The organism is Variovorax sp. ISS6, assembly GCF_056523145.1.
The window spans coordinates 3,656,408-3,682,457 of sequence record NZ_JAWRZC010000001.1 but is presented as its reverse complement, the minus strand read 5'-3'; the positions used below and the strand labels follow the sequence as shown (position 1 = coordinate 3,682,457).

At 69.8% G+C, this 26,050-nt stretch carries 31 protein-coding genes; 12 read left to right on the top strand and 19 right to left on the bottom strand.

What is annotated here, in order from left to right; genetic code table 11:
• Window positions 1-6 precede the first annotated feature (6 nt).
• The 4 genes from AC1HIL_RS16970 to AC1HIL_RS16955 all read right to left on the bottom strand — a co-directional run bounded on the left by AC1HIL_RS16970 (window position 7) and on the right by AC1HIL_RS16955 (window position 3,456).
• A complete protein-coding gene (locus AC1HIL_RS16970; protein ID WP_261210897.1) occupies window positions 7-789 on the bottom strand; it encodes a 3-hydroxybutyrate dehydrogenase in 783 nt (260 codons plus the stop codon).
• A gap of 14 nt (window positions 790-803) precedes the next feature.
• Complete coding sequence (locus tag AC1HIL_RS16965; RefSeq protein WP_057594748.1) at window positions 804-1,574, bottom strand: acetoacetate decarboxylase; 771 nt, start codon at window positions 1,572-1,574, stop codon at window positions 804-806.
• Between the two features lie 90 nt (window positions 1,575-1,664).
• Entirely contained in the window at window positions 1,665-2,795 is a 1,131-nt protein-coding gene (locus tag AC1HIL_RS16960) for a patatin-like phospholipase family protein (protein WP_057594747.1), read from the bottom strand.
• 211 nt (window positions 2,796-3,006) lie between these two features.
• Window positions 3,007-3,456 carry a CHRD domain-containing protein gene (locus tag AC1HIL_RS16955; protein ID WP_057594746.1) on the bottom strand — a complete coding sequence of 150 codons (450 nt, stop codon included), beginning with the start codon at window positions 3,454-3,456 and terminating at the stop codon, window positions 3,007-3,009.
• Window positions 3,457-3,597: 141 nt separating this feature from the next.
• Between AC1HIL_RS16955 and AC1HIL_RS16950 the strand changes: the two genes are divergently transcribed.
• Window positions 3,598-4,179 carry a DUF924 family protein gene (locus AC1HIL_RS16950; RefSeq protein WP_057594745.1) on the top strand — a complete coding sequence of 194 codons (582 nt, stop codon included), beginning with the start codon at window positions 3,598-3,600 and terminating at the stop codon, window positions 4,177-4,179.
• A 6-nt stretch (window positions 4,180-4,185) separates the two neighbouring features.
• Here AC1HIL_RS16950 and AC1HIL_RS16945 read toward each other — a convergent pair whose 3' ends face one another.
• Complete coding sequence (locus AC1HIL_RS16945; protein ID WP_057594744.1) at window positions 4,186-5,106, bottom strand: YihY/virulence factor BrkB family protein; 921 nt, start codon at window positions 5,104-5,106, stop codon at window positions 4,186-4,188.
• Between the two features lie 87 nt (window positions 5,107-5,193).
• On the opposite strand from AC1HIL_RS16945, the gene AC1HIL_RS16940 reads away from it, so the two are divergent.
• The 4 genes from AC1HIL_RS16940 to AC1HIL_RS16925 all read left to right on the top strand — a co-directional run bounded on the left by AC1HIL_RS16940 (window position 5,194) and on the right by AC1HIL_RS16925 (window position 7,918).
• Window positions 5,194-5,760, top strand: a complete 567-nt coding sequence (locus tag AC1HIL_RS16940; protein ID WP_057594743.1) for a chromate transporter — start codon at window positions 5,194-5,196, stop codon at window positions 5,758-5,760.
• Between the two features lie 61 nt (window positions 5,761-5,821).
• Window positions 5,822-6,421, top strand: a complete 600-nt coding sequence (locus tag AC1HIL_RS16935) for a chromate transporter (protein ID WP_057594742.1) — start codon at window positions 5,822-5,824, stop codon at window positions 6,419-6,421.
• A gap of 42 nt (window positions 6,422-6,463) precedes the next feature.
• The gene (locus tag AC1HIL_RS16930; RefSeq protein WP_057594741.1) at window positions 6,464-7,438 is read left to right on the top strand and encodes an aldo/keto reductase; all 975 of its coding nucleotides are present in this window, start codon (window positions 6,464-6,466) and stop codon (window positions 7,436-7,438) included.
• A 3-nt stretch (window positions 7,439-7,441) separates the two neighbouring features.
• Entirely contained in the window at window positions 7,442-7,918 is a 477-nt protein-coding gene (locus tag AC1HIL_RS16925) for a DUF3237 domain-containing protein (protein WP_296725432.1), read from the top strand.
• A gap of 3 nt (window positions 7,919-7,921) precedes the next feature.
• On the opposite strand, the gene AC1HIL_RS16920 is transcribed toward AC1HIL_RS16925, so the two are convergent.
• A complete protein-coding gene (locus tag AC1HIL_RS16920) occupies window positions 7,922-8,443 on the bottom strand; it encodes an N-acetyltransferase family protein (RefSeq protein WP_479672238.1) in 522 nt (173 codons plus the stop codon).
• A 54-nt stretch (window positions 8,444-8,497) separates the two neighbouring features.
• Between AC1HIL_RS16920 and AC1HIL_RS16915 the strand changes: the two genes are divergently transcribed.
• Together AC1HIL_RS16915 and AC1HIL_RS16910 are read left to right on the top strand one after the other, a co-directional pair.
• A complete protein-coding gene (locus AC1HIL_RS16915; protein ID WP_261210901.1) occupies window positions 8,498-9,106 on the top strand; it encodes a helix-turn-helix domain-containing protein in 609 nt (202 codons plus the stop codon).
• A 92-nt stretch (window positions 9,107-9,198) separates the two neighbouring features.
• Window positions 9,199-9,372 carry a hypothetical protein gene (locus AC1HIL_RS16910; RefSeq protein ID WP_057594737.1) on the top strand — a complete coding sequence of 58 codons (174 nt, stop codon included), beginning with the start codon at window positions 9,199-9,201 and terminating at the stop codon, window positions 9,370-9,372.
• A 16-nt stretch (window positions 9,373-9,388) separates the two neighbouring features.
• Here AC1HIL_RS16910 and rlmB read toward each other — a convergent pair whose 3' ends face one another.
• The 4 genes from rlmB to AC1HIL_RS16890 are packed head-to-tail and all read right to left on the bottom strand — an operon-like array spanning window position 9,389 to window position 12,395.
• Window positions 9,389-10,135: a 23S rRNA (guanosine(2251)-2'-O)-methyltransferase RlmB gene (gene rlmB, locus AC1HIL_RS16905; protein ID WP_093342589.1), complete on the bottom strand. Its 747-nt coding sequence runs from the start codon at window positions 10,133-10,135 to the stop codon at window positions 9,389-9,391.
• A 46-nt stretch (window positions 10,136-10,181) separates the two neighbouring features.
• Complete coding sequence (locus tag AC1HIL_RS16900) at window positions 10,182-11,165, bottom strand: hypothetical protein (RefSeq protein WP_479672237.1); 984 nt, start codon at window positions 11,163-11,165, stop codon at window positions 10,182-10,184.
• A 5-nt stretch (window positions 11,166-11,170) separates the two neighbouring features.
• Entirely contained in the window at window positions 11,171-11,644 is a 474-nt protein-coding gene (locus AC1HIL_RS16895) for a ribosomal protein L7/L12 (RefSeq protein ID WP_296733953.1), read from the bottom strand.
• A gap of 40 nt (window positions 11,645-11,684) precedes the next feature.
• Window positions 11,685-12,395 (bottom strand): ABC transporter ATP-binding protein, encoded by a 711-nt coding sequence (locus AC1HIL_RS16890; protein ID WP_057594733.1) that lies wholly within the window; start codon window positions 12,393-12,395, stop codon window positions 11,685-11,687.
• 81 nt (window positions 12,396-12,476) lie between these two features.
• Between AC1HIL_RS16890 and AC1HIL_RS16885 the strand changes: the two genes are divergently transcribed.
• On the top strand, window positions 12,477-13,064 hold the full coding sequence (locus tag AC1HIL_RS16885; protein ID WP_172705552.1) for an arylesterase: 588 nt from the start codon (window positions 12,477-12,479) through the stop codon (window positions 13,062-13,064).
• A 106-nt stretch (window positions 13,065-13,170) separates the two neighbouring features.
• On the opposite strand, the gene AC1HIL_RS16880 is transcribed toward AC1HIL_RS16885, so the two are convergent.
• Together AC1HIL_RS16880 and AC1HIL_RS16875 are read right to left on the bottom strand one after the other, a co-directional pair.
• Window positions 13,171-13,374 (bottom strand): hypothetical protein, encoded by a 204-nt coding sequence (locus tag AC1HIL_RS16880; protein WP_261210904.1) that lies wholly within the window; start codon window positions 13,372-13,374, stop codon window positions 13,171-13,173.
• An 85-nt stretch (window positions 13,375-13,459) separates the two neighbouring features.
• Entirely contained in the window at window positions 13,460-14,656 is a 1,197-nt protein-coding gene (locus AC1HIL_RS16875) for a PLP-dependent transferase (protein WP_261210905.1), read from the bottom strand.
• A gap of 80 nt (window positions 14,657-14,736) precedes the next feature.
• On the opposite strand from AC1HIL_RS16875, the gene AC1HIL_RS16870 reads away from it, so the two are divergent.
• From AC1HIL_RS16870 to AC1HIL_RS16855, 4 genes are all read left to right on the top strand, one after another.
• Complete coding sequence (locus tag AC1HIL_RS16870) at window positions 14,737-15,198, top strand: MerR family transcriptional regulator (RefSeq protein WP_422097285.1); 462 nt, start codon at window positions 14,737-14,739, stop codon at window positions 15,196-15,198.
• A 22-nt stretch (window positions 15,199-15,220) separates the two neighbouring features.
• Window positions 15,221-17,548, top strand: a complete 2,328-nt coding sequence (locus AC1HIL_RS16865) for a VIT domain-containing protein (RefSeq protein ID WP_479672236.1) — start codon at window positions 15,221-15,223, stop codon at window positions 17,546-17,548.
• Window position 17,549: 1 nt separating this feature from the next.
• Window positions 17,550-18,437, top strand: coding sequence for a helix-turn-helix domain-containing protein (locus tag AC1HIL_RS16860; protein WP_479672235.1), 888 nt, complete (start codon window positions 17,550-17,552; stop codon window positions 18,435-18,437).
• A gap of 61 nt (window positions 18,438-18,498) precedes the next feature.
• Window positions 18,499-18,957 carry a VOC family protein gene (locus tag AC1HIL_RS16855; protein ID WP_261210909.1) on the top strand — a complete coding sequence of 153 codons (459 nt, stop codon included), beginning with the start codon at window positions 18,499-18,501 and terminating at the stop codon, window positions 18,955-18,957.
• A 67-nt stretch (window positions 18,958-19,024) separates the two neighbouring features.
• Here AC1HIL_RS16855 and AC1HIL_RS16850 read toward each other — a convergent pair whose 3' ends face one another.
• The 7 genes from AC1HIL_RS16850 to hflX form a co-directional block, all read right to left on the bottom strand.
• On the bottom strand, window positions 19,025-19,549 hold the full coding sequence (locus tag AC1HIL_RS16850; RefSeq protein WP_057594725.1) for a phosphoribosyltransferase: 525 nt from the start codon (window positions 19,547-19,549) through the stop codon (window positions 19,025-19,027).
• Between the two features lie 90 nt (window positions 19,550-19,639).
• A complete protein-coding gene (locus AC1HIL_RS16845) occupies window positions 19,640-20,971 on the bottom strand; it encodes an adenylosuccinate synthase (RefSeq protein WP_057594724.1) in 1,332 nt (443 codons plus the stop codon).
• A 21-nt stretch (window positions 20,972-20,992) separates the two neighbouring features.
• Entirely contained in the window at window positions 20,993-22,153 is a 1,161-nt protein-coding gene (locus AC1HIL_RS16840; RefSeq protein ID WP_261210910.1) for an ATP phosphoribosyltransferase regulatory subunit, read from the bottom strand.
• A gap of 118 nt (window positions 22,154-22,271) precedes the next feature.
• Window positions 22,272-22,460, bottom strand: coding sequence for a DUF2065 domain-containing protein (locus tag AC1HIL_RS16835; protein ID WP_057594722.1), 189 nt, complete (start codon window positions 22,458-22,460; stop codon window positions 22,272-22,274).
• 28 nt (window positions 22,461-22,488) lie between these two features.
• Complete coding sequence (gene hflC / locus AC1HIL_RS16830) at window positions 22,489-23,382, bottom strand: protease modulator HflC (RefSeq protein WP_057594754.1); 894 nt, start codon at window positions 23,380-23,382, stop codon at window positions 22,489-22,491.
• A gap of 20 nt (window positions 23,383-23,402) precedes the next feature.
• Complete coding sequence (hflK, locus tag AC1HIL_RS16825) at window positions 23,403-24,767, bottom strand: FtsH protease activity modulator HflK (protein ID WP_057594721.1); 1,365 nt, start codon at window positions 24,765-24,767, stop codon at window positions 23,403-23,405.
• A gap of 74 nt (window positions 24,768-24,841) precedes the next feature.
• On the bottom strand, window positions 24,842-26,011 hold the full coding sequence (gene hflX, locus AC1HIL_RS16820; protein ID WP_057594720.1) for a GTPase HflX: 1,170 nt from the start codon (window positions 26,009-26,011) through the stop codon (window positions 24,842-24,844).
• Window positions 26,012-26,050: the final 39 nt, after the last annotated feature.

The window sequence follows — 26,050 nt, the reverse complement described above, 5'->3', positions numbered from 1 at the left end:
TCGCGCTCACTGCATGTACCAGCCGTGGCTCACCACCAGCGACTGGCCGGTGAGCGCGTTGGTCGGGAAGGCCGCGAACAGCAGCGCCACGCGCGCCACGTCGTCGGTGGTGGTGAATTCGCCATCCACCGTTTCCTTGAGCATCACGTTCTTGATGACTTCCTGCTCGCTGATGCCCAGCGTCTTGGCCTGCTCGGGGATCTGCTTCTCGACCAGCGGCGTGCGCACGAAGCCCGGGCAGATCACGTTGGCGCGCACGCCGTGCTTGGCGCCTTCCTTGGCGACCGTCTTCGCGAGGCCGATCAGGCCGTGCTTGGCCGTCACGTAGGGGGCCTTGAGCAGCGAGGCTTCCTTCGAGTGCACCGAGCCCATGTAGATCACGCTGCCGCCGCGGCCCTGCGCATACATGTGCTTGAGGCAGGCCTTGGTCGTGAGGAAGGCGCCGTCGAGGTGGATCGCGAGCATCTTCTTCCAGTCGGCGAAGCTGAACTCCTCGACCGGATGCACGATCTGGATGCCGGCGTTGCTCACCAGGATGTCGATGCCGCCGAAAGCCTTGGCGGCCTCCTCGACCGAGGCGTCGACCTGCGCCTCGCTGGTCACGTCGACCGCCACGCCGATGGCCTGCGCGCCCGTGGCCTTGAGCTCGGCCGCGGTGGCGTCGGCCGCTTCCTTGTTGAGGTCGGCGATGACGATCTTCGCGCCTTCCTGCGCGAAGAGGATCGCGATCTCCTTGCCGATGCCGCTGGCCGAGCCGGTGATGTAGGCGACCTTGTCCTTGAGTTGCATGGTGGTTCCTTGGGTTAGGGTTGCGAAGAAGAGGAAGGGGCGAGGTAGTCGTGCTCGACCGTGCCGAGCGCGAGCGTCATGTCGGCGATGTAGTGCACGGCCGATTCGACCTTGCGCACCGGCAGCTCGGCCACCGGCGCGAGCGCATGCGGATGCAGCTCGAGCGAGGCCGGGCCGGTCCAGGCGCCGTGCAGCGTGACGTCGACCATGTGGTAGCGCACCAGCTCGCAGATGCGCGGCGTGCCATCCACGTGCGGAATGATCTTGAGCAGGAAGTTGGGCTGCGCGATGCCTGCAAGGATCGGGCCGGGCTCGAGCGCGCGGTGCTTGAAGCCCATGGTGGCCTTGGCCACGCGCAGCTTGCCGTAGTCGAGGGTGCCGACGATGGTGTCGGTCTCGTAGTCGAACTGCGGCGAGGCCAGCTTCTTCGGGAAGCCCCAGAGTTCGCGCCCGCCCGCGATCGGCGGATGGTCGTTCAGGTACATCGCATGCACGTAGGCGCCCTGCTCGAGGCCGCGCGCGGTGCGCAGCTGCACCGGGATGACCTGGCCCGACTCGGTGTAGTCGCCGAAGCCGGTGGAGTCGGGCATGCGGATGAACTCGTACTTGACGAGCGGCTCGACCACCTCGAGCGGCTCGGGCACCACGGCGCGCAAGGCGTCGAGGTCGGTGCGGTAGGTGATCACCATGAACTCGCGCCGCATGAAGCGGTACGGTCCGGGCGGAAAGGCGGGGCTGGTGAGCGGCATGGCGAAAGCCTGGCGCCGCACGTCTTCAATGTTCACGACATTCCTCCTTTGAAGCGTTTGAAAACCGGCAACCAGTCTCGTGCCGGTTTCTTAGCCGGGGCTGAATCGTGAGGGCGGTTCTTCTCGTCAGCGTGACAGGCCGGGCCGCTTCACGCGGCCGCTGCCGCCCTCGCCGAGGTCGAAGGTGGTGACGCCGTTGACCGCGGCGTCGCTGCGCAGCGTCTCGGGATGCGCGAGCACGCGGCGCATGTCGCGCGCGCCCGACTCCCAGTGCTCCTCGACCGCCGCGCGCGAGAACTCGTAGTCCTTCGACTCGAGCTCGTAGGGCTTGTCGCGGTAGATCAGGTGGAAGATGTCGATCGGGTGGTGCGTGAGCTCGGCCTGCACCGCCTCGACCGCGGGGTCGCGGCGCAGGTGCGGCGGCAGCTTCTCGATCAGGTCGGCGATCGCCTGCTGCAGGTTCATGTTGGCCGCCAGCGCGTCGGTGTTCATGCGGGTGCGGCTCGAATAGGTGATGTCCTTCTGCCGCTCCATCACGCCCGACAGCGTGTGCGGCATCTCGCCGCGCGCATTGAACAGGTCGACCTGCAGCACCACCAGCGGCTCGCTGCGCGGATGCAGGTCGAGCACGTACTGCAGCGGCGTGTTCGAGACGATGCCGCCGTCCCAGTAGTCGTCGCCGTCGATGTGCACCGGCGCGAAGCCCGGCGGCAGCGCGCCGCTGGCCATGATGTGCTCGGGGCCGATGCGCTGGCGCGTGTTGTCGAAGTACACCGAGTTGCCGGTGCGCACGTTGACCGCGCCCACGCTGAAGCGCGCCTCGCAGTGGTTGATGCGGTCGAAGTCGACCAGGCGCTCGAGCGTGGCCTTCAGCGGCGAGGTGTCGTAGTAGCTCAGGAGCGGCGCCGCGCCGCCGAGCAGGAAGGCCGGCGAATAGCGCGGCTCGAAGAAGCCGGGAATGCCCACCAGCGAGGCCATGGTCGCGCTCCACTGGTTCTGCGTGGCGCGGTCGCCGAGCCAGGACGGCAGGCGCTGCGACGGGCCCGAGGACACCAGGTGCCAGAACTCGCGCAGCCGGTCGACGCGGTGCTCGGGCGCGTTGCCCGCGATCAGCGCGGCGTTGATCGCGCCGATCGACACGCCCGCGATCCAGCGCGGCTGCAGCTCGGTCTCGCTGAGCGCCGCGTAGACGCCGGCCTGGTAGGCGCCGAGCGCGCCGCCGCCCTGCAGCACCAGGGCCTTGCCCGCGGCGCGCATGTCCTCGCGCCGCGCGGCGAAGGCCTCGAGCTTGCGGGCCGCGGAAACGGCCTGGCTCTTGCGGCGGGCGGGGGGAGACGGGGAACGGGGAGAAGGAGAGACAGGGGAGGAACGGGGCTTCTTCGGGGACGTCGTCATGAAGTCATTTGACATCAGCCCCGTGACCCCCGACTGACCAGGGGGCACTCGAACCCCGTTCGGCGGACCTGCGTCACATCTTCGGCAGCAATTGGCCGCGGATCTCGCCGCCCGGGTTGGCCGCCGTGTGGACGTTGGCGTACCACTTGCCCGCGCTGAGGTCGGCCGCCTGCGCGGGCGTGAGCGTGGCCTCGCCCTCGATCGGGCTGGCCGCGTTCGAGAACGGCAGCACCACGCCGGCATTGGCGCCGGCGGCGGCGGGGCCGTGGAAATGGGCCGCGGTGGCCGGGCCGCTGAGGCCGGTGTAGGTGATCTTGTACTTGAGGACGTTGGTGTCGCGGTTGAGCCAGGCCTCGGCCATGCCGCTGCCGCGCGTCATGTTCGGCGGCACCTCGCTGGCGGCGTTCATCGCGCCGCTGAAGCTCGCGACATTGGCCTTGGACATCATGCCGCAGCCGGCCAGTGCCGCGCTGGCCGCGCCGGCGACGAGGGCGGCGCGCAAGAGGGTGCCGTATCGGTTCATGGAAAGTCTCCTGGTCGTGAATGGATGCGGACCAGCATAGGCAGGCCCTGCGCGATCCCTTGTCGGCCACCACCCCGAATTCGCCGTGCACGCGGCGCCAGCCCTCGCATTGAAAGCCGATTGAAAGAAGACAATGCCGCGATGATTTCCGCCTCCGAATCTTCTGAATCTTCTTCGTCTTCCACCCTGCCCTCGGCGCACGATGTGGTGCAGTTCTGGCGCGAGGCCGGCCCCAAGCGCTGGTTCGCCAAGGACGAGGCCTTCGATGCCGCGTTCGCCGGCCGCTTCGTCGAAGCCCACCACGCCGCCGCGCGCGGCGAGCTCGACGACTGGATGAACGATGCCGAAGGCACGCTCGCGCTGCTGGTGCTGCTCGACCAGCTGCCGCGCAACGCCTGGCGCGACAACGCCCACATGCTGGCCACCGACGGCAAGGCGCTGGCCGTCGCGCACCATGCGGTCGAGGCCGGCTTCGATCGCCAGCTCGAAGAGGTGCTGCGGCCTTTCTTCTACATGCCCTTCATGCACTCCGAGGTGCTGGCCGAGCAGGAGCGCTCGGTCGTGCACTGCGGCGCGCTCGATGCCAACACCCTGCGCTTCGCGGTGCTGCACCGGGACATCGTGGCGCGCTTCGGCCGCTTCCCGCACCGCAACCGGATGCTGGGCCGAGCGAGCACGCCCGAGGAAGAGAAGTTTCTCGCCGAGGGCGGCTTCAAGGGCTGAGCGCGTTCAGAGATCGCCGCCCGAGCGCGTGCGCGCCGGCACGTGGTCGTCCTTGCCCTTGCCGATGCCGACGTCGGAATGCTTGAGCGAGCCGTAGCTGCGCGCATAGACCCAGGTGAACTCGGCGCCCAGCAGGAAGATCTGCGCCGAGTAGTAGACCCACACCAGCACCACCACCAGCGAACCCGCGGCGCCGTAGCCCGAGGCCACGCTGCTCTTGCCGATGTACAGGCCGATCAGGTGCTTGCCGACGGTGAACAGCAGCGCCGTCACCGCCGCGCCCACCCACACGTCGCGCCACTGCACCTTCGCGCGCGGCATGATCTTGTAGATCATCGCGAAGATCACGGTGACCATCGCGAAGCTGAAGCCGAAGTTGACCCACTGGGCCAGCGTCTCCCAGGCGCCGAACATCGGCGACCACCACTTGCCGAGCGCGGCCAGCGCGGCACTCGCCACCAGCGACACCATCAGCAGGAAGCCGATGCCCATCACCATGCTGAAGGACAGCAGTCGCACGCGCAGCAGGTTGAAGATGCCGCTGCTCTTGGCACGCGCGGGGGCGCGCCAGATGCGGTCGAGCGCGTCCTGCAGCTCGCCGAACACGGTGGTGGCGCCGACCACCAGCAGCGCGATGCCGATCAGGGTGGCGACGATGCCCTCGCGCGGCTTGTTGACCGCCTGCAGCATGCTCTGCACCGCGGCCGCGCCCTGCTCGCCCATCAGCCCCGAGAGCTGCGCGAGGATCTCGCCGCGCGCGGCCTCCTGCCCGAACACCAGCCCGGCGACGGCGATCACGATCAGAAGCAGCGGCGCGATCGAGAACACGGTGTAGTAGGCGAGCGCGGCGCCCATGCTCGGGGCGTAGTCGTTGGACCAGGAAGCGACGGCGCGGCGGCAGAGATCGAAAAGGGCGCGAAGGTGCATGGCGTTGGAGTCTCCTGTCGGTGGTGGCGCCGTCCTGTCGGTGCGACGCCCGGCATCTTGCCGTCCGCCTACGATAATCGCTGCGCCATGCAACCGTCTCCCCCCGCGCATCCCCAGTCGCCGCGCGACCTCTTCGTGTCCTTCACCCTGCTGGCGCTGCAGGGCTTCGGCGGCGTGCTGGCGATCGTGCAGCGCGAGATGGTCGAGAAGAAGAAGTGGCTCACGCCCGAGCAGTTCCTCGAGGACTGGGCCGTGGCCCAGGTGATGCCGGGGCCCAACGTGATCAACCTCGCGCTGATGATCGGCGACCGCTACTTCGGGCTGCGCGGCGCCGTGGCCGCGGTGGCCGGCATGCTCACGGTGCCGCTGTTCGTGATCCTCGCGCTCGCGGTGCTCTACGCGCACTACGCGGGCAACCCGCAGGTCGCGGGCGCGCTGCGCGGCATGGGCGCGGTGTCGGGCGGGCTGATCGCGGCCACCGGCATCAAGCTGATCCCGCAGCTGCGCAAGCACCCGCTGGGCTTCGCCACCTGCCTGGTGTTCGTGGCGCTGGTGTTCGGCGCCATCGCCTGGGCGCGCGTCCCGCTGGGCTGGGTGCTGCTGGTGCTCGGCGGCGTGGCCTGCGGCTGGACCTGGAAGAGGATCGAGCCATGAGCGCCGCGCCGGGCCGCCCCAAGCAAGCTCGCCCCGCAGTGCGAAGCACGGAGGTACTTCAATGAACATCGTCATGCACTGGCACGACTGGCTGGCGCTGTTCGGCCAGTACATGCTGCTGTCGATGCTCTCGATCAGCGGCGCCATCACCACCGTGCCCGACATGCACCGCTACCTGGTGGCCCAGCACGGCTGGCTCACCGATGCGCAGTTCACCTCCTCGGTCGCCATCGCGCAGGCCGCGCCCGGGCCCAACGTGCTGTTCGTCGGCCTCATGGGCTGGAACGTCGGCCTCAACGCGGGCGGCGGCATCGGCGCCGGGCCCTCGGCCTGGCTGCTCGGCCTGTTCGGGCTGGCCGTGACCATGGTCGGCATCATGCTGCCGAGCACCACCCTCACCTACTTCGCCACCCGCTGGGGCCACCGCAACCGCACCCGCCGCGGCGTGCGCGCCTTCAAGCAGGGCATGGCACCCGTGGTGGTGGGCCTCTTGATCGCCACCGGCTGGGTGCTGGCCGCCGGCAACCACGTGGGCGATGCGCCGGCCTGGCACCTGTGGCTCCTGACCGGCGTGGCCGCGCTCGTCGTCTGGCGCACGCGCATCCATCTGCTGTGGCTGCTGGGCGCCGGCGCGGTGCTCGGCGCCATCGGTTTCGTCTGACCTTCGCCCCTTCCTCCTCCCTCTTTCCTCAGGAGCTTTCCCATGTCGCAACTTCGCCCCCTCGGCCGCTCCGGCCTCCAGGTGTCCCCGCTCGCCTTCGGCGGCAACGTGTTCGGCTGGACCGTCGACGAGGCCGCCTCGTTCAAGCTGCTCGACGCCTGGCTCGACGCCGGCTTCAATTTCGTCGACACCGCCGACGTCTACTCGTACTGGGTGCCGGGCCACAGCGGCGGCGAGTCCGAGACCATCATCGGCAAGTGGCTCAAGCAGAGCGGCAAGCGCAGCCGCGTGGTACTGGCCACCAAGCTCGGCAAGTCGATGGGCGAAGGCAAGGTCGGGCTCTCGCCGGCCTACATCCGCGAGGCGGTCGAGGCTTCGCTCAAGCGCCTGCAGACCGACTACATCGACCTCTACCAGTCGCACGACGACGACGCCAACACGCCGCTCGAGGACACGCTGGGTGCCTTCGACGACCTCGTGAAGGCCGGCAAGGTGCGCGCCATCGGCGCCTCGAACTTCACGGCGCCGCGACTGGCCGAGGCGCTCGACGTCTCCGAGCGCCTGGGCATCGCGCGCTACGAGAGCCTGCAGCCGCTGTACAACCTCTACGACCGCGCCGTGTTCGAGGACGATCTCGAGCCGCTGTGCCTGAAGCGCGAGGTCGGCGTGATCAACTTCTATGCGCTGGCCGCCGGCTTCCTCACCGGCAAGTACCGCACCGAGGCCGACGCGGCCAAGAGCGCGCGCGGCGCCAGCACCACCAAGAAGTACCTCAACCCGCGCGGGCTGCGCATCCTCGAGGCGCTCGACAAGGTGGCCCAGCAGTACAACGCGAAACCTGGCCAGGTCGCGATCGCCTGGCAGATCGCGCGGCCCTCGGTGACGGCGCCGATCGCGAGCGCGACCTCGATCGCCCAGCTCGACGAACTGGTGACCGCCACCCAGCTCAAGCTCGACGCGGGCACGATCGCGATGCTCGACCGCGCGAGCGAGGAAGAAGGCAAGGCGGCGGCCTGAGCCATGAGCGACTTCGACGCCATCGCGGCGCCTTCGCTCGAACACTTCGCCGACCTGCGCGTGGAGGTCGGCGCACCCCAGGTGCTGGGCCAGGGGCCGGGCGGCCTGCGCCGCGTGGTGCCGATCACCGGCGGCCAGGCGCAGGGCCATGGCTGGACCGCGCGCGTGCTGCCGGGCGGCAGCGACTTCCAGCTGATCGTGGGAGAGACCCTCTCGGTGCTCGATGCGCGCTACGGCCTCGAGACCGATGCGGGCGACCTCGTCTACGTGCAGAACCACGCGATCCGCAGCGCCTCGCGCGAGACCATGGCGCGGCTGCTGCGCGGCGAGCCGGTCGATCCGGCGCAGGTGTATTTCCGCTGCACGCCGCATTTCGAGACCGCCTCGCCCGCGCTGGCCTGGATCGCCGAGCGGCTGTTCCTCGGCGCCGGCGTGCGCCGGCCGGCCGAGGTCGTGATGCGCTTCTGGGCCGTGAACTAGCGCTCAGCCGTCGACCGGCTCGGCGGGCGTGGCCAGGATGCGCTGGTAGAAGGCCACGTCGAGCCAGCGGCCGAACTTGAAGCCCGCCTGCCGCACCGTGCCCGCGTGCTCGAAGCCCAGGCGCTCGTGCAGCGCGATGCTGCCGGCGTTCTGGGCATCGATCGCGCCGACCAGCACGTGCACCTCGCGCGCCTGCGCCTCGGCCACGATCGCCTCGAGCAGCGTGCGGCCCAGGCCCTTGCCGCGGTCGGCGGCATCGACGTACACCGAGTGCTCGACCGTGTACTTGTAGGCCGGGAAGGCGCGGAAGCTGCCGTAGCTCGCGAAACCCATGAGCCGGCCGCCATCGTCCACCGCGCCGATCACCGGGAAGCCGTTGGCGCGCTTGGTGGCGAACCAGCCGGCCATCTGTTCGGGCGTGCGCGGCTTGTAGTCGTAGAGCGCGGTCGAGGTGACGATGGCGTCGTTGAGGATCGCGAGGATGGTGCCAGCGTGGGCTTCCTCGGTGCAGGGGATCAGGCGCATGGGAGTCCTTCGCAGATTGCGCGGTTGTTTACTATAGGAGAATAATAGTCTCTTATGAGAAACGATGCATCCCCTCCGATTCCGGAAGCCGCCGAACCCATCGACGCGCTGATCGCCCACCGGCTGCTGGCGCTGCGTCAGACCCAGGGCCTGAGCCTGTCGGAACTGGCCGAGCGCTCGGGCGTGAGCAAGGCCATGATCTCCAAGGTCGAGCGCGCACAGAGCAGCCCCACGGCCGTGCTGCTGGGCCGGCTGGCGGCGGGGCTGGGCGTGCCGCTGGCGCAGCTGCTGACGCAGGACGAGGGCCGCGAGACGCAGCGGCTGCGCCCCCGCGCCGCGCAGGCGGTGTGGCGCGACCCCGGCGCGGGCTACCTGCGGCGGCAGGTGCTCGAGCGCGGCGCGGCCGGCGGCATCGAGCTGGTCGAGGTCGAGCTGCCGCGCGCGGCGCAGGTCGCCTATCCGCGCTGGAGCGGCAAGCCGTACCGGCAATGCCTGTGGCTGCTCGAGGGCGAGTTGCAGGTCGACTACGGCGAGGAGCGCTTCCGGCTCGCACCGGGCGACTGCCTGGACTTCGGGGTCGACCGGGCGCTGGTGTTCCAGGCGCTCGGCGATGGCGGCTGCCGCTACCTGCTGGCGGCCGACCAGGACCTGCGCCCCCAGTAGGCCCGCTCCCACAGCCGCTGGCGGCACCGGCCGGTGCGGGCGGCAGGCGCGCTCCAGATACTGCGAGACATCACAGCTTCGGAGGAACACGCATGTCGTTCGCGCTCTACATGATCGGTTTTCTGATCTTCATGGCCGGCCTGATCTGGGGCGCCTCGGTGGCCGGCGTGCCCACGCTCTACATCGGCATCGGTTCGCTGATCCTGCTGGGCATCGGCATCTTCAGCGCGGTGGGCCGAACCCGCGGCAAGGATCCGTCGCAGTGAGGCCGCGGCGCGGCGCTCAGGCGCCGCGCTGGCGCATCGCCTCGTAGAGGCACACGCCGCTGGCGACCGAGACGTTGAGGCTCTCGACCGCGCCCGCCATCGGGATGCTGACCAGCTCGTCGCAGGTCTTGCGCGTGAGCTGGCGCATGCCCTCGCCTTCGGCACCGAGCACCAGCGCCAGCGGGCGCTTGAAGTCGCTCTGGTAGATGGTGCCGGGTGCGTCGTCGCTGGTGCCCACGCACCAGATGCTGCGCTCCTTGAGTTCGTTGAGCGTGCGCGCGAGGTTGGTCACCATGAAATAAGGCACCGTCTCGGCCGCGCCGCTGGCCACCTTGGCCACGGTGGCGTTGATGCCGGCCGCATGGTCCTTGGGCGCGATCACCGCATGGGCGCCGGCGCCGTCGGCCACGCGCAGGCAGGCGCCGAGGTTGTGCGGATCGGTCACGCCGTCGAGCACCAGCAAGAGCGGCACGGTACCGGCCTCCTCCAGGCCTTCGAGCAGTTCGTCGAGCGAATGGATCTGCGCCGCCGGCTCCACGCGCGCCACCACGCCCTGGTGGCCATGACTGCCGCTGAGCTTGGCGAGCCGCGCGCCGTCGGCCTCGACCAGCCGCACGCCGGCATCCTGGGCCCGCGCCATGAACTGTTTCATGCGCGCATCGCGCCGGCTGGCGTCGAACAGCACCTCGAGCACGGACTTGGGGGCGGTCTTGATGCGCACGCCCACGGCATGGAAGCCGAAGATCACTTTGGGAGAAGACATGCGGCGATTATCGAGGGAGGCCGCCCCCGCCCGCCTTAGCCCGGCTTCAGGCCAGCGGCAGGCCGGCGCGCGCCTGCGCCAGCCCGTCGTGCAGCTGCTGCACCGCGAGCGCGCGCGGATGCACGCGCTGCGCGTCGCCCACGCTCTCGAGGTACTCGCAGGCCGCGAAGCGGTCGGCCATCTGCTCGTAGCGCGCCACCCAGGCCTCGCGTTGCGCGAGCCGCTCGGGCGCCACGGGCCAGACACCGGGGCGCGGCCGCATCGGATCGCCGATGCCGATGCGCCAGGGCTTGGCGCTCACGCGCGCGCGAAAGCAGTTCTGGTTGCGGCACATGCGCGCATAGACCTTGTCGGCGCCCAGGGTCTGGAACACGTCGGCGACCGCGGCATCGGACGGCGCGAAGACGTCGTGCATGGCGAGCGCGCGCAGGCCCGCGGGGGTGCGGTACAGGCGCAGGTGCCAGTCGGGATGCTGGTGGACGAAGCGCTCGATGCGCGCACGCACGGCCGCGAGCGGATCGGCCTCGGGTTCGGTCAGCCGCAGCCCTTCGAGGCGCACGCGCCAGAAGCCGAAGGCCGCCACGAGGACGGCCGCCACCACGGCCAGCACCCACGACTTGCTGGCATAGCCCGCGACCACCGCGCCGATGAGGGCCGCGCCGATGACGGTGAGCCCGCGGCCGCTGGCATGCCGCGGGTCGTCGAAGTCCACGTCGACGAACAGCACGTCGGGCGTATTGAGGCAGCGCGCGCCATAACCGTTGCGCGTGACGATGTCCTCGCCGTGGCGCTCGACGATCTCCTCGCGGATCGGCATGCCGTCGGCGCCGTTGTAGGCCACCTTGCGCTCGCGGCGCACCAGCGTCTCGCCGGCGGCGATGCGCTCGAAGGCCTCGCGCGTGCGCTGGTCGGCATGGGCCTGCGCGGCCACGGGGCTGTCGTCGGACCAGCCGAAACGGCGCACCGTGAGCTGGCGGCCGTCGATGCGTTGCTGGATGCGGCCTTCGGCCCAGAACTGTGGAACGATCATCGGGCTCAGGCACTCATGAAGAAGAATGCCGTGGCCACCAAGGCGATCATCAGCACGATCGCCAGCAACCTGACGCCGCCGCCCGAAGGCACGCGACCGGGCTCGGCCATCGGGTCGAAGGCACCGTGCGGCGCGGACTGGCCGCGCTGGCCATGCAGGTGCTCGTCGACCCGCTTCAGCGATTCGGCCAGGCCGAGGCCGGTGGCCTCGCGCACGATCTTCACCGCCTCGACCTTGCGGCCCCGCGCGAGCGCGGCGACCGCTTCGGCCGGCAGGCCCTGCGCGCCGCCGCTCAAGAGCCGGTTCCATTCGTCGGTCTCGGGCGCGGATTCGTCCTCCACCGCGTTGGCATGCCGCTCGACCAGTTCCTTGGACTCCTTGAGGCCGAGGCCGGTGCGGTCGCGCACGATCTTGATGGCCTCGATCAGGTTGCCGCGCTGCAGCGCGAGTCGGGCATCGGGGGGTAGCTCGTCCTGCATCTGGAATCTCCTCCTGCAGGCCCGGTTGTACCCGAAGCCCTCAGGCCGTCGTGTCGGCCGTCCTCTCGTTGAGGACCACGCGCCCGGCCTCGATCATGATGCGGCGCTCGCACTGCGCCGCGATGCCGCGGTCGTGCGTCACCAGCACGAGGGTGGTGCCGAGCTCGCGGTTGAGGTCGAACATCAGCCGCATCACCTGCTCGCCGGTGGCGAAGTCGAGGCTGCCCGTGGGCTCGTCGGCCAGCAGCAAGGCGGGCTGCACCACGAAGGCCCGCGCCAGCGCCACGCGCTGCTGCTCGCCGCCCGACAGCACCTTGGGATAGTGGTTGAGCCGCTGGCCCAGGCCGACGCGGCCCAGCATCTCGGTCGCGGCCTTGCGGGCATCCTTGCGGTTGGCCAGCTCCAGCGGCAGCATCACGTTCTCGAGGGCGCTGAGGTTGCCCAGCAGCTGGAAGCTCTGGAACACGAAGCCCACGCGCTGCGCGCGCAGCGCGGCGCGTTCGTCCTCGTCGATGGCGAAGATGTCGTCGCCGGCCAGCTTCACCGTGCCGCGCGTGGGCGTGTCGAGCCCGGCGACGATCGACAGCAAGGTGCTCTTGCCCGACCCCGAGGCCCCCACGATGGCCGCGGTTTCCCGTGCCCCGAGGGTGAAATCGATGTCCTGCAGAATGTCCAGGGTACCGGTCGAGTCGGTGACGGACTTGAACACATGCTCGACGGCGACAATCGCATTGGACGGGGGTTGGGACATGGAAAGGCTTTGGTTTTGAATCGACGTGACTTTATCTTGACCACTGCCGCGCTCGGCAGTTCCGGGCCATGGCGTGGGGCGATGGCGCAGGGCGCCGCCGCGCGCAAGCCGGTGATCCTGGTGCTCGGCGATTCGCTGAGCGCCGAGTACGGCCTGAAGCGCGGCGAAGGCTGGGTGCCGCTGCTCGAGAAGCGCCTGGCGCAGCAGAAGATCGACGCCACCGTGGTCAACGCCAGCATCAGCGGCGACACCAGCTCGGGCGGGCGCGCGCGCTTCGCGGCGCTGCTGGCGCAGCACAAGCCCAGCCACGTGGTGCTCGAGCTCGGCGCCAACGACGCGCTGCGCGGCCTGCCGCTCACGGACACCGAGGCGAACCTGCTGCAGATCACGCAGTCCGCGCAGGCCGCGGGCGCCAAGGTGCTGATCGTGGGCATCCAGGTGCCGCCCAACTACGGCGGCGACTACACGCGGCGCTTCGAGGCGGTGTTCGCCAAGGTGGCGTCCACCACCAGGTCGGCGCTGGTGCCCTTCCTGCTCAAGGGCGTGGCCGATGCGCCGAATGCGATGTCGCTGTTCCAGGCCGACCGCATCCATCCGACCGCGGCGGCGCAGCCGCAACTGCTCGACAACGTCTGGCCCGAACTGCGCAAGCTGCTCGCCGCGAAGTAGGGCCGCCCTCTTCACCGATCGCGCGCCAACAAAAAGCCGCTGCGGGACCGACAGGCCCCCAGCGGCTTCGTCATTCAGAACGGAAAGAATCCGGACGGTGCAGCGTTCAACCGTTCTTGGTCGGCAGTTCGGGAACGGTCGGCGGATCGCGTTCGAGCGAGGCCACGTCGTCTTCCGGATCGCCCGGCGCGAGGCCGTCGCTGCTCGGGGAAAGCTTGCGGTTCGCCTTTTCGCGGAGCTTGTCTTCCTTCTTCTTCTTGCGAGCCAGCTCTTTCTGCCGCTTCTCGTAACCGTAATTCGGTGTTGCCACTGATCTCTCCTTCAGGCGAAGCAGTCGGACGACTGCGCGTCGGGGTACTGTAAGCGATATCCGGCGCGCCTCCGGCAAGGCCCGCTCAGGCCATGCGCGCGAGTGCCTGCTGCAGGTCGGCGCGCAGGTCGTCCACGTCCTCCAGGCCGATCGAGAAGCGCACCAGCGTGCCCTTGTAGGGCCAGGGCGCCACGTCCGGGTCGCGCATCAGGCCGATGTCGTAGGGCACCACCAGGCTGATCGGGCCGCCCCACGAATAGCCGAGGCGGAACAGTTCGAGGCTGTCGCAGAAGCGGTCGACCTGCTCGGTGCCGTAGCGCTCGTCGAAGACGATCGAGAACAGGCCCGCCGCGAGGTCGGCCTCGCCGCACAGCGCGCGCCAGTGGCGGTGGCCGGGCGAGCTCTCGATCGCCGGATGCAGCACCTGCGCGACCTCGTCGCGGTCGGTGAGCCAGCGCGCGAGTTCGCGCGCCGCGCGGTCGTGCGCCGCATAGCGCAGCCCGATGCTCGGCAGCGAGCGCAGCAGCGTCTCGACATCGCCCACACCGACCCCGAAGCCGATGCGCATGTGGGTGAGCTTGAGCGCGCGGTGCAGCCGCTCGTCGCGCGTGACCACGCTGCCCATGAGCACGTCGCCGCCGCCGCTCGGGTACTTGGTGAGCGCGTGCACCGAGATGTCGACGCCCTGCCCGCTGCCGTTGAAGTCGAAGGGCGCGAAGGCCAGGCCCGCGCCCCAGGTGTTGTCGAGCGCGCTGAGCACGCCGCGCGCGCGGCAGGCGGCCGCGAGCGCGGGCAGGTCCGGGAACTCCATCGTCACCGAGCCCGCGGCCTCGAGCCACACCAGCTTCGTGCGCGGCGAGATCTTCGCCGCGAGGTCCTCGGGGTTCATCGCGTCGTACAGGCGGTACCCGATGCCGAAGTTCGCGAGCTCGCCGGTGGCCAGCGCCTTGTTGGGGCCGTAGGCGTTGTCGGGGATCAGCACCTCGTCGCCGGTCTTGAGGAAGGCGAAGGCGACGAGCGAGATCGCCGCCAGGCCGCTGGGCACCAGCAGGCATTCGGTGCCGCCCTCGAGGGTGGCCAGGCGCTCCTCGAGCGTGAAGGTGGTGGGCGTGCCGTGCAGGCCGTAGGTGTAGCCGGCCTTGGTCTTCCAGTCGCGCGCGCGCATCGCGGCCACGTCGGCGAAGAACACCGTCGAGGCCTTGTAGACGCCGGGCTGGGGCGCGTCGAAGGTGGCGGGCGGCACGTAGGGGTGGTGGATCAGGGTCGTGGAAGGCTTGCTCATGCGGTCGATGCTAGCGCGCCCCCATGGGCCGGGCTTTCGTGTGCTTTTTTAAAAACAGTTCTTGTGTTTAAATTAAGTGTATGAAATCGAACCCACCCTCCCCGGCGGCTTCCTATGCGCTCGCGGACCTGTGCGTGCTGGCCGACCTGCCGCCGCGCACGGTGCGCTACTACGTGCAGATCGGCATCGTCGACCGGCCCGAGGGCGAGACGCGGGCGGCGCGCTATGGCGCGCGGCACCTCGAACAGTTGCTGCTCATCAAGAAGTGGACGGCGGCCGGCGTCTCGCTCGAGCGCATCCGCGAGCTGCTGCAGGGCCGGGAGGCGCCGGTGCCGGCGCGCCCGCGCGTGGCCGGCTCGGTGGAGGTGCGCAGCCACCTGACGGTGGCCGACGGCGTCGAGGTGGTGATCGAGCCCGGCCGGGCCGGGCTGTCGCCGGAGCAGGTGCGCGGTTTCATCCAGGGCGTGATGGCGGCCTTCGCCGCGGCTTGCGCCCCCTCCCCCGTCGACGGCCCCGCCGCCGACGCTCCGAAGAAGAATTGAAGACACAGGAAAGGGACATCCCATGAGCTATCAGGAACATGCACGCATGACGACCGCGAACGGCGACAGCATGCTGCTCGAAGGCGTGAAGGCCAGCGGCGACCTGCGCGGCGTGCTGCTCGAGATGACGGTCGAGCAGCGCTTCCGCAATCCGGGCGCCTCGAACGTCGAGGTGGTCTACGGCTTTCCGCTGCCGTGGGGCGCGGTGCTGCTGGGCGTCGACGTCCAGCTCGGCGAGCGGCGTCTGTGCGGCACGGTGGTCGAGAAGGCCGAGGCCGAGGCGGCCTACGAAGGCGCTTTGGCCGAGGGCCACGCGGCCATCATGCTGGAGAAGAACCACGACCGCAGCTACACGCTGAACCTCGGCAACCTCGCGGCGCAGGAGACCTGCGTGGTCACCCTGCGCTATGCGCAGACCCTGGCCTTCGAGCAGCAGGGCCTGCGCCTGCTGATCCCGACGGTGATTGCGCCGCGCTATGGCGACCCGATCGCCGACGGCGGGCTGCGGCCGCACCAGGCGCCCGAGCACAGCGCGGTGGCGGCCTACCCCTTCGACATCGAACTGCGCCTGCATGGCGAACTGGCACGAGCGCGCGTGGCCTCGCCCAGCCATCCGGTGGGCGTGGCGATGCGGCCCGAGAGCGGCCTGCTGCAGGTGTCGCTGGCGCGCCGCGGCGCGCTCGACCGCGACTTCGTGCTGGTGGTCGACCAGCTCGCGCACGCCTCGGTGGCCGTGGCGGCGCCCGACGATGTCGCGCCCGGCGGCATCGTCGCGCTCGCGAGCTTCTGCCCGCGGGTGCCGGCGCGCGGCCCGGCCACCACCGACGTGCAGCTGCTGGTCGACTGCTCGGGCTCGATGGCCGGCGACAGCATCGATGCCGCGCGGCGCGCGCTGCAATCGATCGTCTCGCGGATGGGCGCGGGCGACCGCTTCTCGCTCTCGCGCTTCGGCACCACGGTCGAGCACCGTTCGCGCGGCCTGTGGCAGCTCACCGAGGTCACGCGCCTGGCCGCGCAGCGCTGGATCGGCGCACTGCAGGCCGACCTGGGCGGCACCGAGATGGAAAGCGCGCTGGCCTCCACCTTCGCGCTGGGCGCCGGCGCGTCGAGCGACGTGCTGGTGGTCACCGACGGCGAGATCAGCGCCATCGACGCGACGGTCGAATCGGCCCGTGCCTCGGGGCACCGCGTGTTCGTGGTCGGCATCGGCAGCAGCCCGGCCGAGAGCCACCTGCGGCGCCTGGCCGAGGCCACGGGCGGGGCCTGCGATTTCGTCGCGCTTGGCGAGGCGGTCGAGCCGGCCGTGTTGCGCATGTTCGCGCGCCTGCGTTCGCCGCGGCTCGATGCGCTGCGCGTCGAATGGCCGGGCGGCGCGCAACCACGGTGGACCTCCGCCCTGCCGCGCTCGGCCTTCGGCGCCGACACGGTGAACGTGTTCGCGCTGTTCGACGCGCCGCCCGAGGGCGAGGTGCGGCTGCTCGGCGTGCGCGCGCAGGGAGACGCGGCCGAGGAAGCGATCGGCAGCGCGCGCGTGAATGCCGTGGCCGAACCGATCGACGCGCTCGGCCGGATCGCCGCGCACGCACGCGTGGCCGAACTCGGCACGGAGGACGTGGCGCAAGCCCGCCGCCTCGCCGTGGCCTACCAGCTCGTGACAGACCTCACCAACTACCTGCTCGTGGTCGAACGCGCCGAGGGCGAGCGCGCGACCGACATGCCCGAGCTGCGCAAGGTGGCGCAGATGGTGCCGGCCGGCTGGGGCGGCACCGGCTCCGTGCAGTTCGACGCCATGCTCGCCGCACCGGCGTCGGCGTCGGCGCCGATGCTGATGCGCACGCGCGGCCTGCCGGTAGCGGCGGCCGCCGGCGGCGCGCCCGGGCGCCTGATGAAGATGCAGGCGAACTCCGCGGCCGAGGCTGCGGCGATGGCCCCGGCGGGCACGCCGCGCGCGCTCGGCGCCTGGCTGCGCAAGACACCGGCCAGCGCCTGGCCGACCAGCTATGCCGCGCTGGCGGCCCAAGGCATTCCGCAGGAAGTGGTCGACTGGCTCGAGCTGGTGATGGCGGCGCTGGACGGCAGGCAGCGCACGGAGGCGACCGTGGTGGCCTCGTTCCTCCACCTGCTGGCCAACGTGCTGGTCTTCGAGCAGTCCGGCCAACCCGAGGGCGTGCTGCGTGGCACCGCCAACGCGGTGCGCCGCCTGCGCGAGGCCTTCGGCCGCGGGCCGGCCAGCATGGCGCCCGACGTCGACATGCGCTTCGTCGAACAGTTGGCGGCGCAACTCGCCGGCATGACGCCCCAGCGTTGGCCCGACCCGGTCTACGCGCTGCACGTGGAAGCCCAGGCCTGAGATGCGGCAGCTGACGCGTGCGCCCGTGCCGCACCTGCGGCCCTTCGTGCGGCAGGTCTGGGCCTGGGCGCCCGGCGCCGAGGGCACTGGGGTCGAACGCCCCGGCGCGCGCGAGCATGTGCTGCCCACGGGCGGCATGCACTTGGTGTTCCGGCTCTCGGGGCCGCCGCTCAGGCTGTTCGACCACGCGGCCGACACCGAGGGGCACACCTGCGGCCATGCCATCGTCGGCGGCGCGCGCAGCAGCTTCTACCTGCGCGACGTCTCGGTGGCCACGCGCTCGGTCGGCGCCCAGCTGCAGCCCGGCGCGGCACGCGCGCTGCTGGGCGCGCCCGAGGACGCGTTGTCGGGCCAGCACACGCCGCTCGACGCGCTCTGGGGCGCGCGCGAGGTGGCGGATGCGCTCGAGCGGCTGCATGCCGAGGCCGAGCTGGCGCGCCAGCTCGCGTTGTTCGAAGCGATGCTGTCGGCGCGGCTGGCGCTCGCGCTGCGCGCCGGCCTGCGCGGGCTGCATCCGGCGATCGCGGCGGCGCTCGGGCCGCTCGCGGGCGAGAACCCGGCCATCGGCGCGCTGGTGGCCGACAGCGGCTACAGCCACCGGCGCTTCATCGCGCTGTTCCGCGGCGCCATCGGACTCACGCCCAAGGAGTACGCGCGCGTGATGCGCTTCGACCGCGCGCTGGCGCTGGCGGCCGATCCGGCGCGGCCCTGGGCCGAGATCGCGGTCGAAGCCGGCTATGCCGACCAGGCGCACCTGAGCCGCGAGTTCTCGGCGCTCGCGGGCATGGCGCCGCAGGCCTGGCGGCGCACGGGCGCCACGTCGCCGCGCCATGTGGCGGCGCCCGCGAACGCCGCCACCGGTCAAATTCGTTCAAGACGGCCGCGCTGAAGCCTTCCAGAATCGGCGCCGACACGCGATTTCTTCCACGAACCACGACGAGAGGCACCCCATGGCGATCCACGAGCTCTTCCCCTACATCTGCGTCCACGATGCCAAGGCCGCGGTGGCCTTCTACTGCGAGGTGTTCCAGGTCAAGGAGATCTTCCGGCTGGTCGAGCCCAGCGGCCGTGTCGGCCACGTCGAGCTCGACTTCCACAACGGCGCGATCCTGATGATCTCGGACGAGTACCCCGAGTACGGCATCCCGAGCGCGAAGACGCTGGGCGGCAGCGCGGTCACCCTGCACCTGCACGTGGACGATGCCGACGCGGTGGTCGCGCGCGCGGTGGCGGCCGGCGCCACGCTCGAAATGCCGACCGAGGACCGCTTCTACGGCGAGCGCTCGGGCGTGTTCCGCGATCCCTTCGGCCACCGCTGGAACGTGGGCCACAGCATCGAGAAGCTGTCGCCCGAGGAGATGCAGCGGCGCTACACGGCGATGTTCGAGAACGGCAGCGGCGCCTGCTGAGGCCGCGCCATGAAAAACGCCCCGGCAAGCCGGGGCGTCAAACTCTGGTCGAGATCAGAGGCAGGCCTCAGACCGACCACTTCTCGATCAGCTTCTCGGGCCGCAGCGAGTCGTAGCCTTCGAAGGGCTGGTGGATCCACGGATTGGTCTGCAGGAACTCCACCGAGTAGTCGGGCGTGAAGGTCGAGAGCGCCTTGGTCCACAGCACCGCACTGCGCAGCTCGGTGATGGGCGCGTAGTTGTTGCGCAGCATGTTGATCACCGCATGCAGCGTGTGGCCCGAGTCGGCCAGGTCGTCGACCAGCAGCACCTTGCCGGCGATCTCGCCCTTGGGCGTGGTGATGTAGCGCGCGATGTCGAGGTGGCCCTGGATGGTGCCGGCATCGGCCCGGTAGGAGCTGGTCGACATGATCGCCAGCGGCTTGTCGAAGATGCGCGACAGCACGTCGCCCGGGCGCATGCCGCCACGGGCGAGGCACAGGATGGTGTCGAACTCCCAACCCGACTGGTGCACCTTGATCGCGAGCTTCTCGATCAGGTTGTGGTACTCGTCGTAGCTCACGTAGAGGTGCTTGCCGTCTTCGGTCAACATGGGGGATGGGCTCCTGGATGAATAGCGGATGTCGCCCGGGTCAGCGGGCGCAGGGGGCTTCTTTTTTGGGGTTGTTGTCGAACCGGGGGATCAGTCGGCCAGATAGGGGTGGCGCATCATGATCGTGTGATCGCGGTCGGGGCTGGTCGACACCATGTGGATCGGCACGCCGGTGACCTGCTCGATGCGCTGCAGGTAGAGGCGCGCATTGACCGGCAGCTTGTCGTACTGCGTCACGCCGACCGTGCTTTCGCTCCAGCCTTCGAGGGTTTCGTAGATCGGGGTGCAGCGCTCGATCTCGTCGGCGCCCATCGGCAGGATGTCGGTGGTCTCGCCATCGAGCTCGTAGCCGGTGCACAGCTCGAGCTTCTCGAGGCCGTCGAGCACGTCGAGCTTGGTGATGCACAGGCCCGACAGGCCGTTGACCTGCGCCGAGCGCTTGAGCAGCGCGGCATCGAACCAGCCGCAGCGGCGGCTGCGGCCCGTGGTCACGCCCTTCTCGGCGCCCACGGTGCTCATGTGATAGCCGGGGGTGCCGGGCGTGGCCCAGTCGAGTTCGGTCGGGAACGGACCGCCGCCCACGCGCGTGCAGTAGGCCTTGGTGATGCCGAGGATGTAGTGCAGCATGCCCGGGCCCACGCCCGAGCCGGCGGCGGCGTTGCCGGCCACGCAGTTGCTCGAGGTGACGTAGGGGTAGGTGCCGTGGTCGACGTCGAGCAGCGTGCCCTGCGCGCCTTCGAACAGCAGGTTGGCGCCGTCGCGGTGGGCGTCGTTCAGTTCGCGCGAGACGTCGGCCATCATCGGCTTGAGCAGCGCGGCGTGGCGCATGGCCTCGTCGAACACGGTGTCGAAGTCGATCGCGGTGGCGCCCAGCACCTCGACCAGCACGTGGTTGTGCAGGTCGAGCAGCACGCGCAGCTTGGCCGCGAAGCGCTCGGGGTGCTTGAGGTCCTGCACGCGCAGCGCGCGGCGCGCGATCTTGTCCTCGTAGGCCGGGCCGATGCCGCGGCCGGTGGTGCCGATCTTCTCGACGCCGCCCTTTTCGCGGTAGGCCTCGCGCGCGATGTCCAGCGCGGAGTGGAACGGCAGGATCAGCGGGCAGGCCTCGCTGATGCGCAGGCGCGAACGCACTTCCACGCCGGCCTTCTCGAGCCCTTCGATCTCCTCGAACAGCTTGGCCGCCGACAGCACCACGCCGTTGCCGATGTAGCACTTCACGCCGGGACGCATGATGCCGCTGGGGATCAGGTGCAGCGCGGTCTTCACGCCGTTGATCACGAGCGTGTGGCCCGCGTTGTGGCCGCCCTGGAAGCGGACCACGCCCTGGGCGCTCTCGGTCAGCCAGTCGACCAGCTTGCCTTTGCCCTCGTCGCCCCATTGGGTACCGACGACGACCACGTTTCTTCCGGTGGTTACGCTCATGCTCGTTCCATTGCTAAAAATTCAGATCGTTCGGACTTGCCACTGGCCGGACTGCTCGACGAGCTCGCGGTCGCAGTGGAACTCATCGATTTCGCTGCCATGGCCCGGCAGCACGCACACCACGGTTTCGCCGGCCTTGCGCAGCCCGGCGATGGCCTGGCGCAGGCCGGTTTCGTCGCTCCAGGGCGCGCGGATCGCCGCGCGCAACGGACGCTTCGGCAGCACGCCGACCAGCTCGCGCACGTCGAGGCTGAAGCCGACCGCCGGACGGTTGCGGCCGAACACGGCCCCCACCTCGTCGTAGCGGCCGCCGCGCACCAGCGAATCGGCCGCGCCCGGCACGTAGATGCCGAAGCGCATGCCGCTGTAGTAGGCATAGCCGCGCAGGTCGGCCAGGTCGAAGCTGATCTTGCGGCCCGCCACGCCGTCGAGGCCGGCGGCCAGCAGCTTGAGGTCGGACAGCGCCGCGTGCACCGCGGGCGTGCCCTGCAGCGCCCGGGCGGCCTCGTCGAGCACGGCGGCGTCGCCATAGAGCTGGATCAGCGCCAGCAGGCCTTCGCGCGCGGCCGCGGGGAAATCGCGCGTCAGCGCGCGCAGCTCGCTCGCATCCTTGGCGGCCAGCGCCGCATGCACGCGCGCCAGCACGGCCGCGTCGACCGGCACGCCGGCGAACAGCGCGCGCACGATGCGGGCATCGGCGAGGTCGACGATCACGCCCTCGCGCAGGCCGGCCGCGTCGAGGCAGTCGAGCGCGAGCAGCAGGATTTCGGTGTCGGCCTCGAGGCCGGCATGGCCATAGATCTCGGCGCCGAACTGCAGCGGCTCGCGCGTGGCGTGCGGGCGGTCGGGACGGGTGTGGAGCACCGGCCCGCAGTAGCACAGCCGTGCCACGCCGTCGCGGTTGAGCAGGTGGGCATCGATGCGCGCGACCTGGGGCGTGGTGTCGGCCCGCAGGCCCATCGAGCGGCCCGAGAGCTGGTCGACCAGCTTGAAGGTCTGCAGGTCGAGCGCCTCGCCGGTACCCGACAGCAGCGATTCCAGGTGCTCGAGCAGCGGCGGCATCACCAGCTCGTAGCCGTAGCTGCGGGCGGTGTCGAGCAACTGGCGGCGAAGTTCTTCGATGTGGCGCGCCTCGGAGGGCAGCACATCGGCAATGTGATCCGGGAGGACCCAGGCGGACATGGGGATCGGGGGCGTGGTTAAACCGGAATTCTACCGGCAGCCGAAAAGCGCCCCGGCGGCGCCCGCTCGGGGCCGGCGACGAAGCGGGCGAAAGGGTCGGAAAGAAGCGCTGCCGGCCTCAGGCCAGCAGCCAGAGCAGGCACAGCCCGAGCACGATGCTGCACAGGCCGAAGAAGCGCAGTTGCCCGTCGCGCAGCTGCATCAGCTGGCCGAAGCCGCGACGCCAGCCGCCGGGCGACACGAAGGGCAGGATGCCCTCGATCACCAGCACCAGCGCCAGCGCGCTCCAGAAGGTGTCGGAACTCACGTCCCCGAAGCCGCTGCGAACGGAGACGTCAACGGCGCGGCGCGCCGGCGCCCGAACCCTGCATCGCGCGGAAGAAGTCCGACGAGGGGTCGACCACCATCACGTCGCTCTTCTTGTTGAAGCTCTGCTTGTAGGCCTCGAGGCTGCGGTAGAACTGCGCGAACTGCGGATCGCGGCCGAAGGACTCGCTGTAGACCGAGGCAGCCTGGGCATCGCCCTCGCCCTTGATCTTCTGCGCGTCGCGGTAGGCATTGGCGACGATCACCTCGCGCTGGCGGTCGGCGTCGGCGCGGATCTTCTCGCCTTCGGCCGTACCGGTGGAACGCAGCTCGTTGGCCACGCGCTTGCGCTCGGCTTCCATGCGGCGGTAGACCGATTCGGTGATCGCTTCCACGTAGTCGACGCGCGTGATGCGCACGTCCACCACGTCCACGCCCCAGGGCTTGGCGCCCTTCACGACGGCCAGCACCTCGCGCTGCACGTCGGCCATCAGGGCCTCGCGGCGCACCGAGATCAGGTCGCGCACGGTGCGCTTGTTGATGTTTTCCTGGAACGCGTTGCGCACCACGCGGTTGAGCTGCATGGCGCCGGCGTTCTCGTCGAGGCCGACGTTGCGGATGTAGGCCTGCGGGTCGGTGATGCGCCAGCGCACGTACCAGTCGATCACCACGCGCTGCTTCTCGGCCGTGAGCATGGGCTCGGTGTCGAGGCTCGACAGCGTGAGCAGCCGCTTGTCGATGTACGACACGTTCTGGAACGGCGGCGGCAGCTTGAAGTTGAGGCCGGGCTCGGTGATGACCTGCTTGATCTGGCCCAGGGCGTAGACCACGCCGAACTGGCGCTGGTCGACCACGAAGAGGGTCGAGCTCAGCAGCACCAGCAGCACGAGGATCGACGAGGCGATGAATCCGATTCTGTTCATGTTCTTGTTGCCTTCCTGGTTCAACGCACGTCGCGGTCACGCGAGCGGCCGTCGCGGGCACGCATGTCGTTGGTCGGCGCGACCGGGATCACCGAGGACTGCACCGGCGCGGTGCCGGCGACGCTCGGGCTGGCGGCATCGACCGGCGTGGCCTGGTTGCCGTTGCCGGTCTGCTGGATCAGCTTGTCGAGCGGCAGGTACAGCAGGTTGGAGCCCTGCTTGCTGTCGACCAGCACCTTGGTCGTGCTGGCGTAGATCTGCTGCATGGCGTCGGTGTACATGCGGTCGCGCGTGACCTGCGGCGCCTTCTGGTACTCGGTCAGCACCGAGGCGAAGCGGCCGGCATCACCCTGGGCCTGCGCCACGATGCGTGCCTTGTAGGCTTCGGACTCTTCCTTGAGACGCGAAGCGGTACCAGTGGCCAGCGGCACCACGTTGTTGGCATAGGCCTGCGCCTCGTTCTTGGCGCGCTCGCGTTCCTGCCCGGCCTTGAGCACGTCGTCGAAGGCGGCCTGCACCTGCTCGGGCGGACGCACGCCGCCCTGCTGCAGGTTGATGCCGACCACTTCCACGCCCACCTGGTAGCGGTCGAGGATGTTCTGCATCAGCTGGCGCACGCGCGGCGCGATCTGGTCGCGTTCCTCGGCGAGGGCCGCGTCCATCTTCATCTTGCCGACGACTTCGCGCACGGCGGTCTCGGCCACCTGCACCACCGTGTCGGCGGGCGTCTTGCTCTCGTAGAGCCAGGCGCGCGCATCGCTCAGACGGTACTGCACGGCGAACTTGATCTCGACGATGTTCTCGTCCTCGGTCAGCATCGCCGATTCGCGCAGGCCGGTGGAGCGCACGATGGCGTCGCGGCCCACGTCGGTCGAGCGGATCTGCGTGACGACCACGGTCTCGTGGCGCTGGATCGGGTACGGCAGGCGCCAGTTGAAGCCCGCGCCCACGGTGGTCTTGTAGCGGCCGAACTGGGTGATGACGGCCTGCTGGCCTTCGTTCACGATGAAGAAGCCCGTGCCGAGCCAGATCAGCACGGCGACGATGGCCACCAGGCCGATGCCGAAGCCGGCGTTCTTCATGTCGGGTTTGTAGCCATTGCCGCCACCGTTGCCGCCGCTGGGACGGTTGTTGTTGCCTCGGCCACCGCCGAAGAAGCCGCCGAGCTTGCGGTTGAGATCGCGCCAGAGTTCGTCGAGGTCGGGCGGTCCCTGGTTGGGGCCTTGGCCGCGCGGGCGGTTGTTGTTGCCGTTGTTGCCCGAAGGCGGGGGCGTCGGGGCACCCGGGGGATCGGCGTCGGGCGGCCTGTTGCCCGAAGGGCGATCGCCGTTCGAGGAGGACGAATCGTCGCCCCGCCCCCATCGGCCATCGTTCAGGTTGAACATGCCCAAGAACCCTTTCCACACTGGCTTTGCATTCATTCGCGTCGTTCTCTTGTCAGTGGCGGGATTGTGCCCAATCAATGGGTGGCGCCGTGCAATTCAGCGTCACCCTCAGGGGTCATGGTATCGGCGATCGAGCCCGAGAGGCGGGCCAGCTCCGCGCGCAGCAGGGGCAGGCCCTCGCCGCTGCGGGCGCTCAGGAAGATGCGCGGAACCTGCACGCCGTCGATGTCCATGTCGTCCTGCAGATGCAGCGGACGTTGCGTGCTTTCAAGGGCATCGAGCTTGTTGAAGACCAGCAATTGCGGCACGGCATCGGCGCCGATCTCGCGCAGCACCGTCTGCACCTCGGCCATTTGCTCGGGATGGTGCGGGTTGGAGGCATCGACCACGTGCAGCAGCAGGTCGGCATCGACCGCCTCCTGCAAGGTCGCCTTGAAGGCGTCGACCAGGCCGTGCGGCAGGTCGCGGATGAAGCCCACGGTGTCGGAGATCGACACCTGCCGGCGCGCATCGCCGAGGTAGAGGTTGCGCGTGGTGGTGTCGAGCGTGGCGAACAGCTGGTCGGCCGCGTAGGCGCGGGCCTTCACGAGCGCATTGAACAGCGAGGACTTGCCCGCGTTGGTGTAGCCCACCAGCGAGATGTTGAAGGTCTCGCGGCGCTCGCGCTGGCGGCGTTGCGTGCCGCGCTGCTTCTGCACCTTGGCCAGGCGCTCGCGCGTGCGCTTGATCGACTCGGCGATCATCCGGCGGTCGAGCTCGATCTGCTTCTCGCCCGGGCCGCCGCGCACACCGGCACCGCCGGTCTGGCGCTCCAGGTGGGACCAGCGGCGCACGAGGCGCGTGCTCAGGTACTGCAGGCGGGCGAGCTCGACCTGCAGCTTGCCTTCGTGCGAGCGCGCGCGCTGCGCGAAGATCTCGAGGATGAGGAAGGTCCGGTCGTACACCGCGACGTCGAGCTGGCGCTCGAGATTGCGCTGCTGGGCCGGGCTCAGCGACTGGTCGAAGATGACCTCGCTCGCGCGATGCATCGCGGCGAGCTCCTTGATCTCGTCGGCCTTGCCGCTGCCCACGAAAAGCGCCGCGTCGGGCACCTTGCGCTTGCACACGAGGCGCGCCACGGGCGAGAGGCCCGCGGTTTGCGCGAGCAGGCCGAGTTCTTCGAGTTCGCTGTCGAAATGGGGCAGCCCGAAGTCGACGCCGACGAGAACGACGGCGCCTTCCTGGCGGGAATTCAGTTCAGACAAGCGGTATCAGAAAAGGGGAAAAGCGCGGCGGGTTTGACA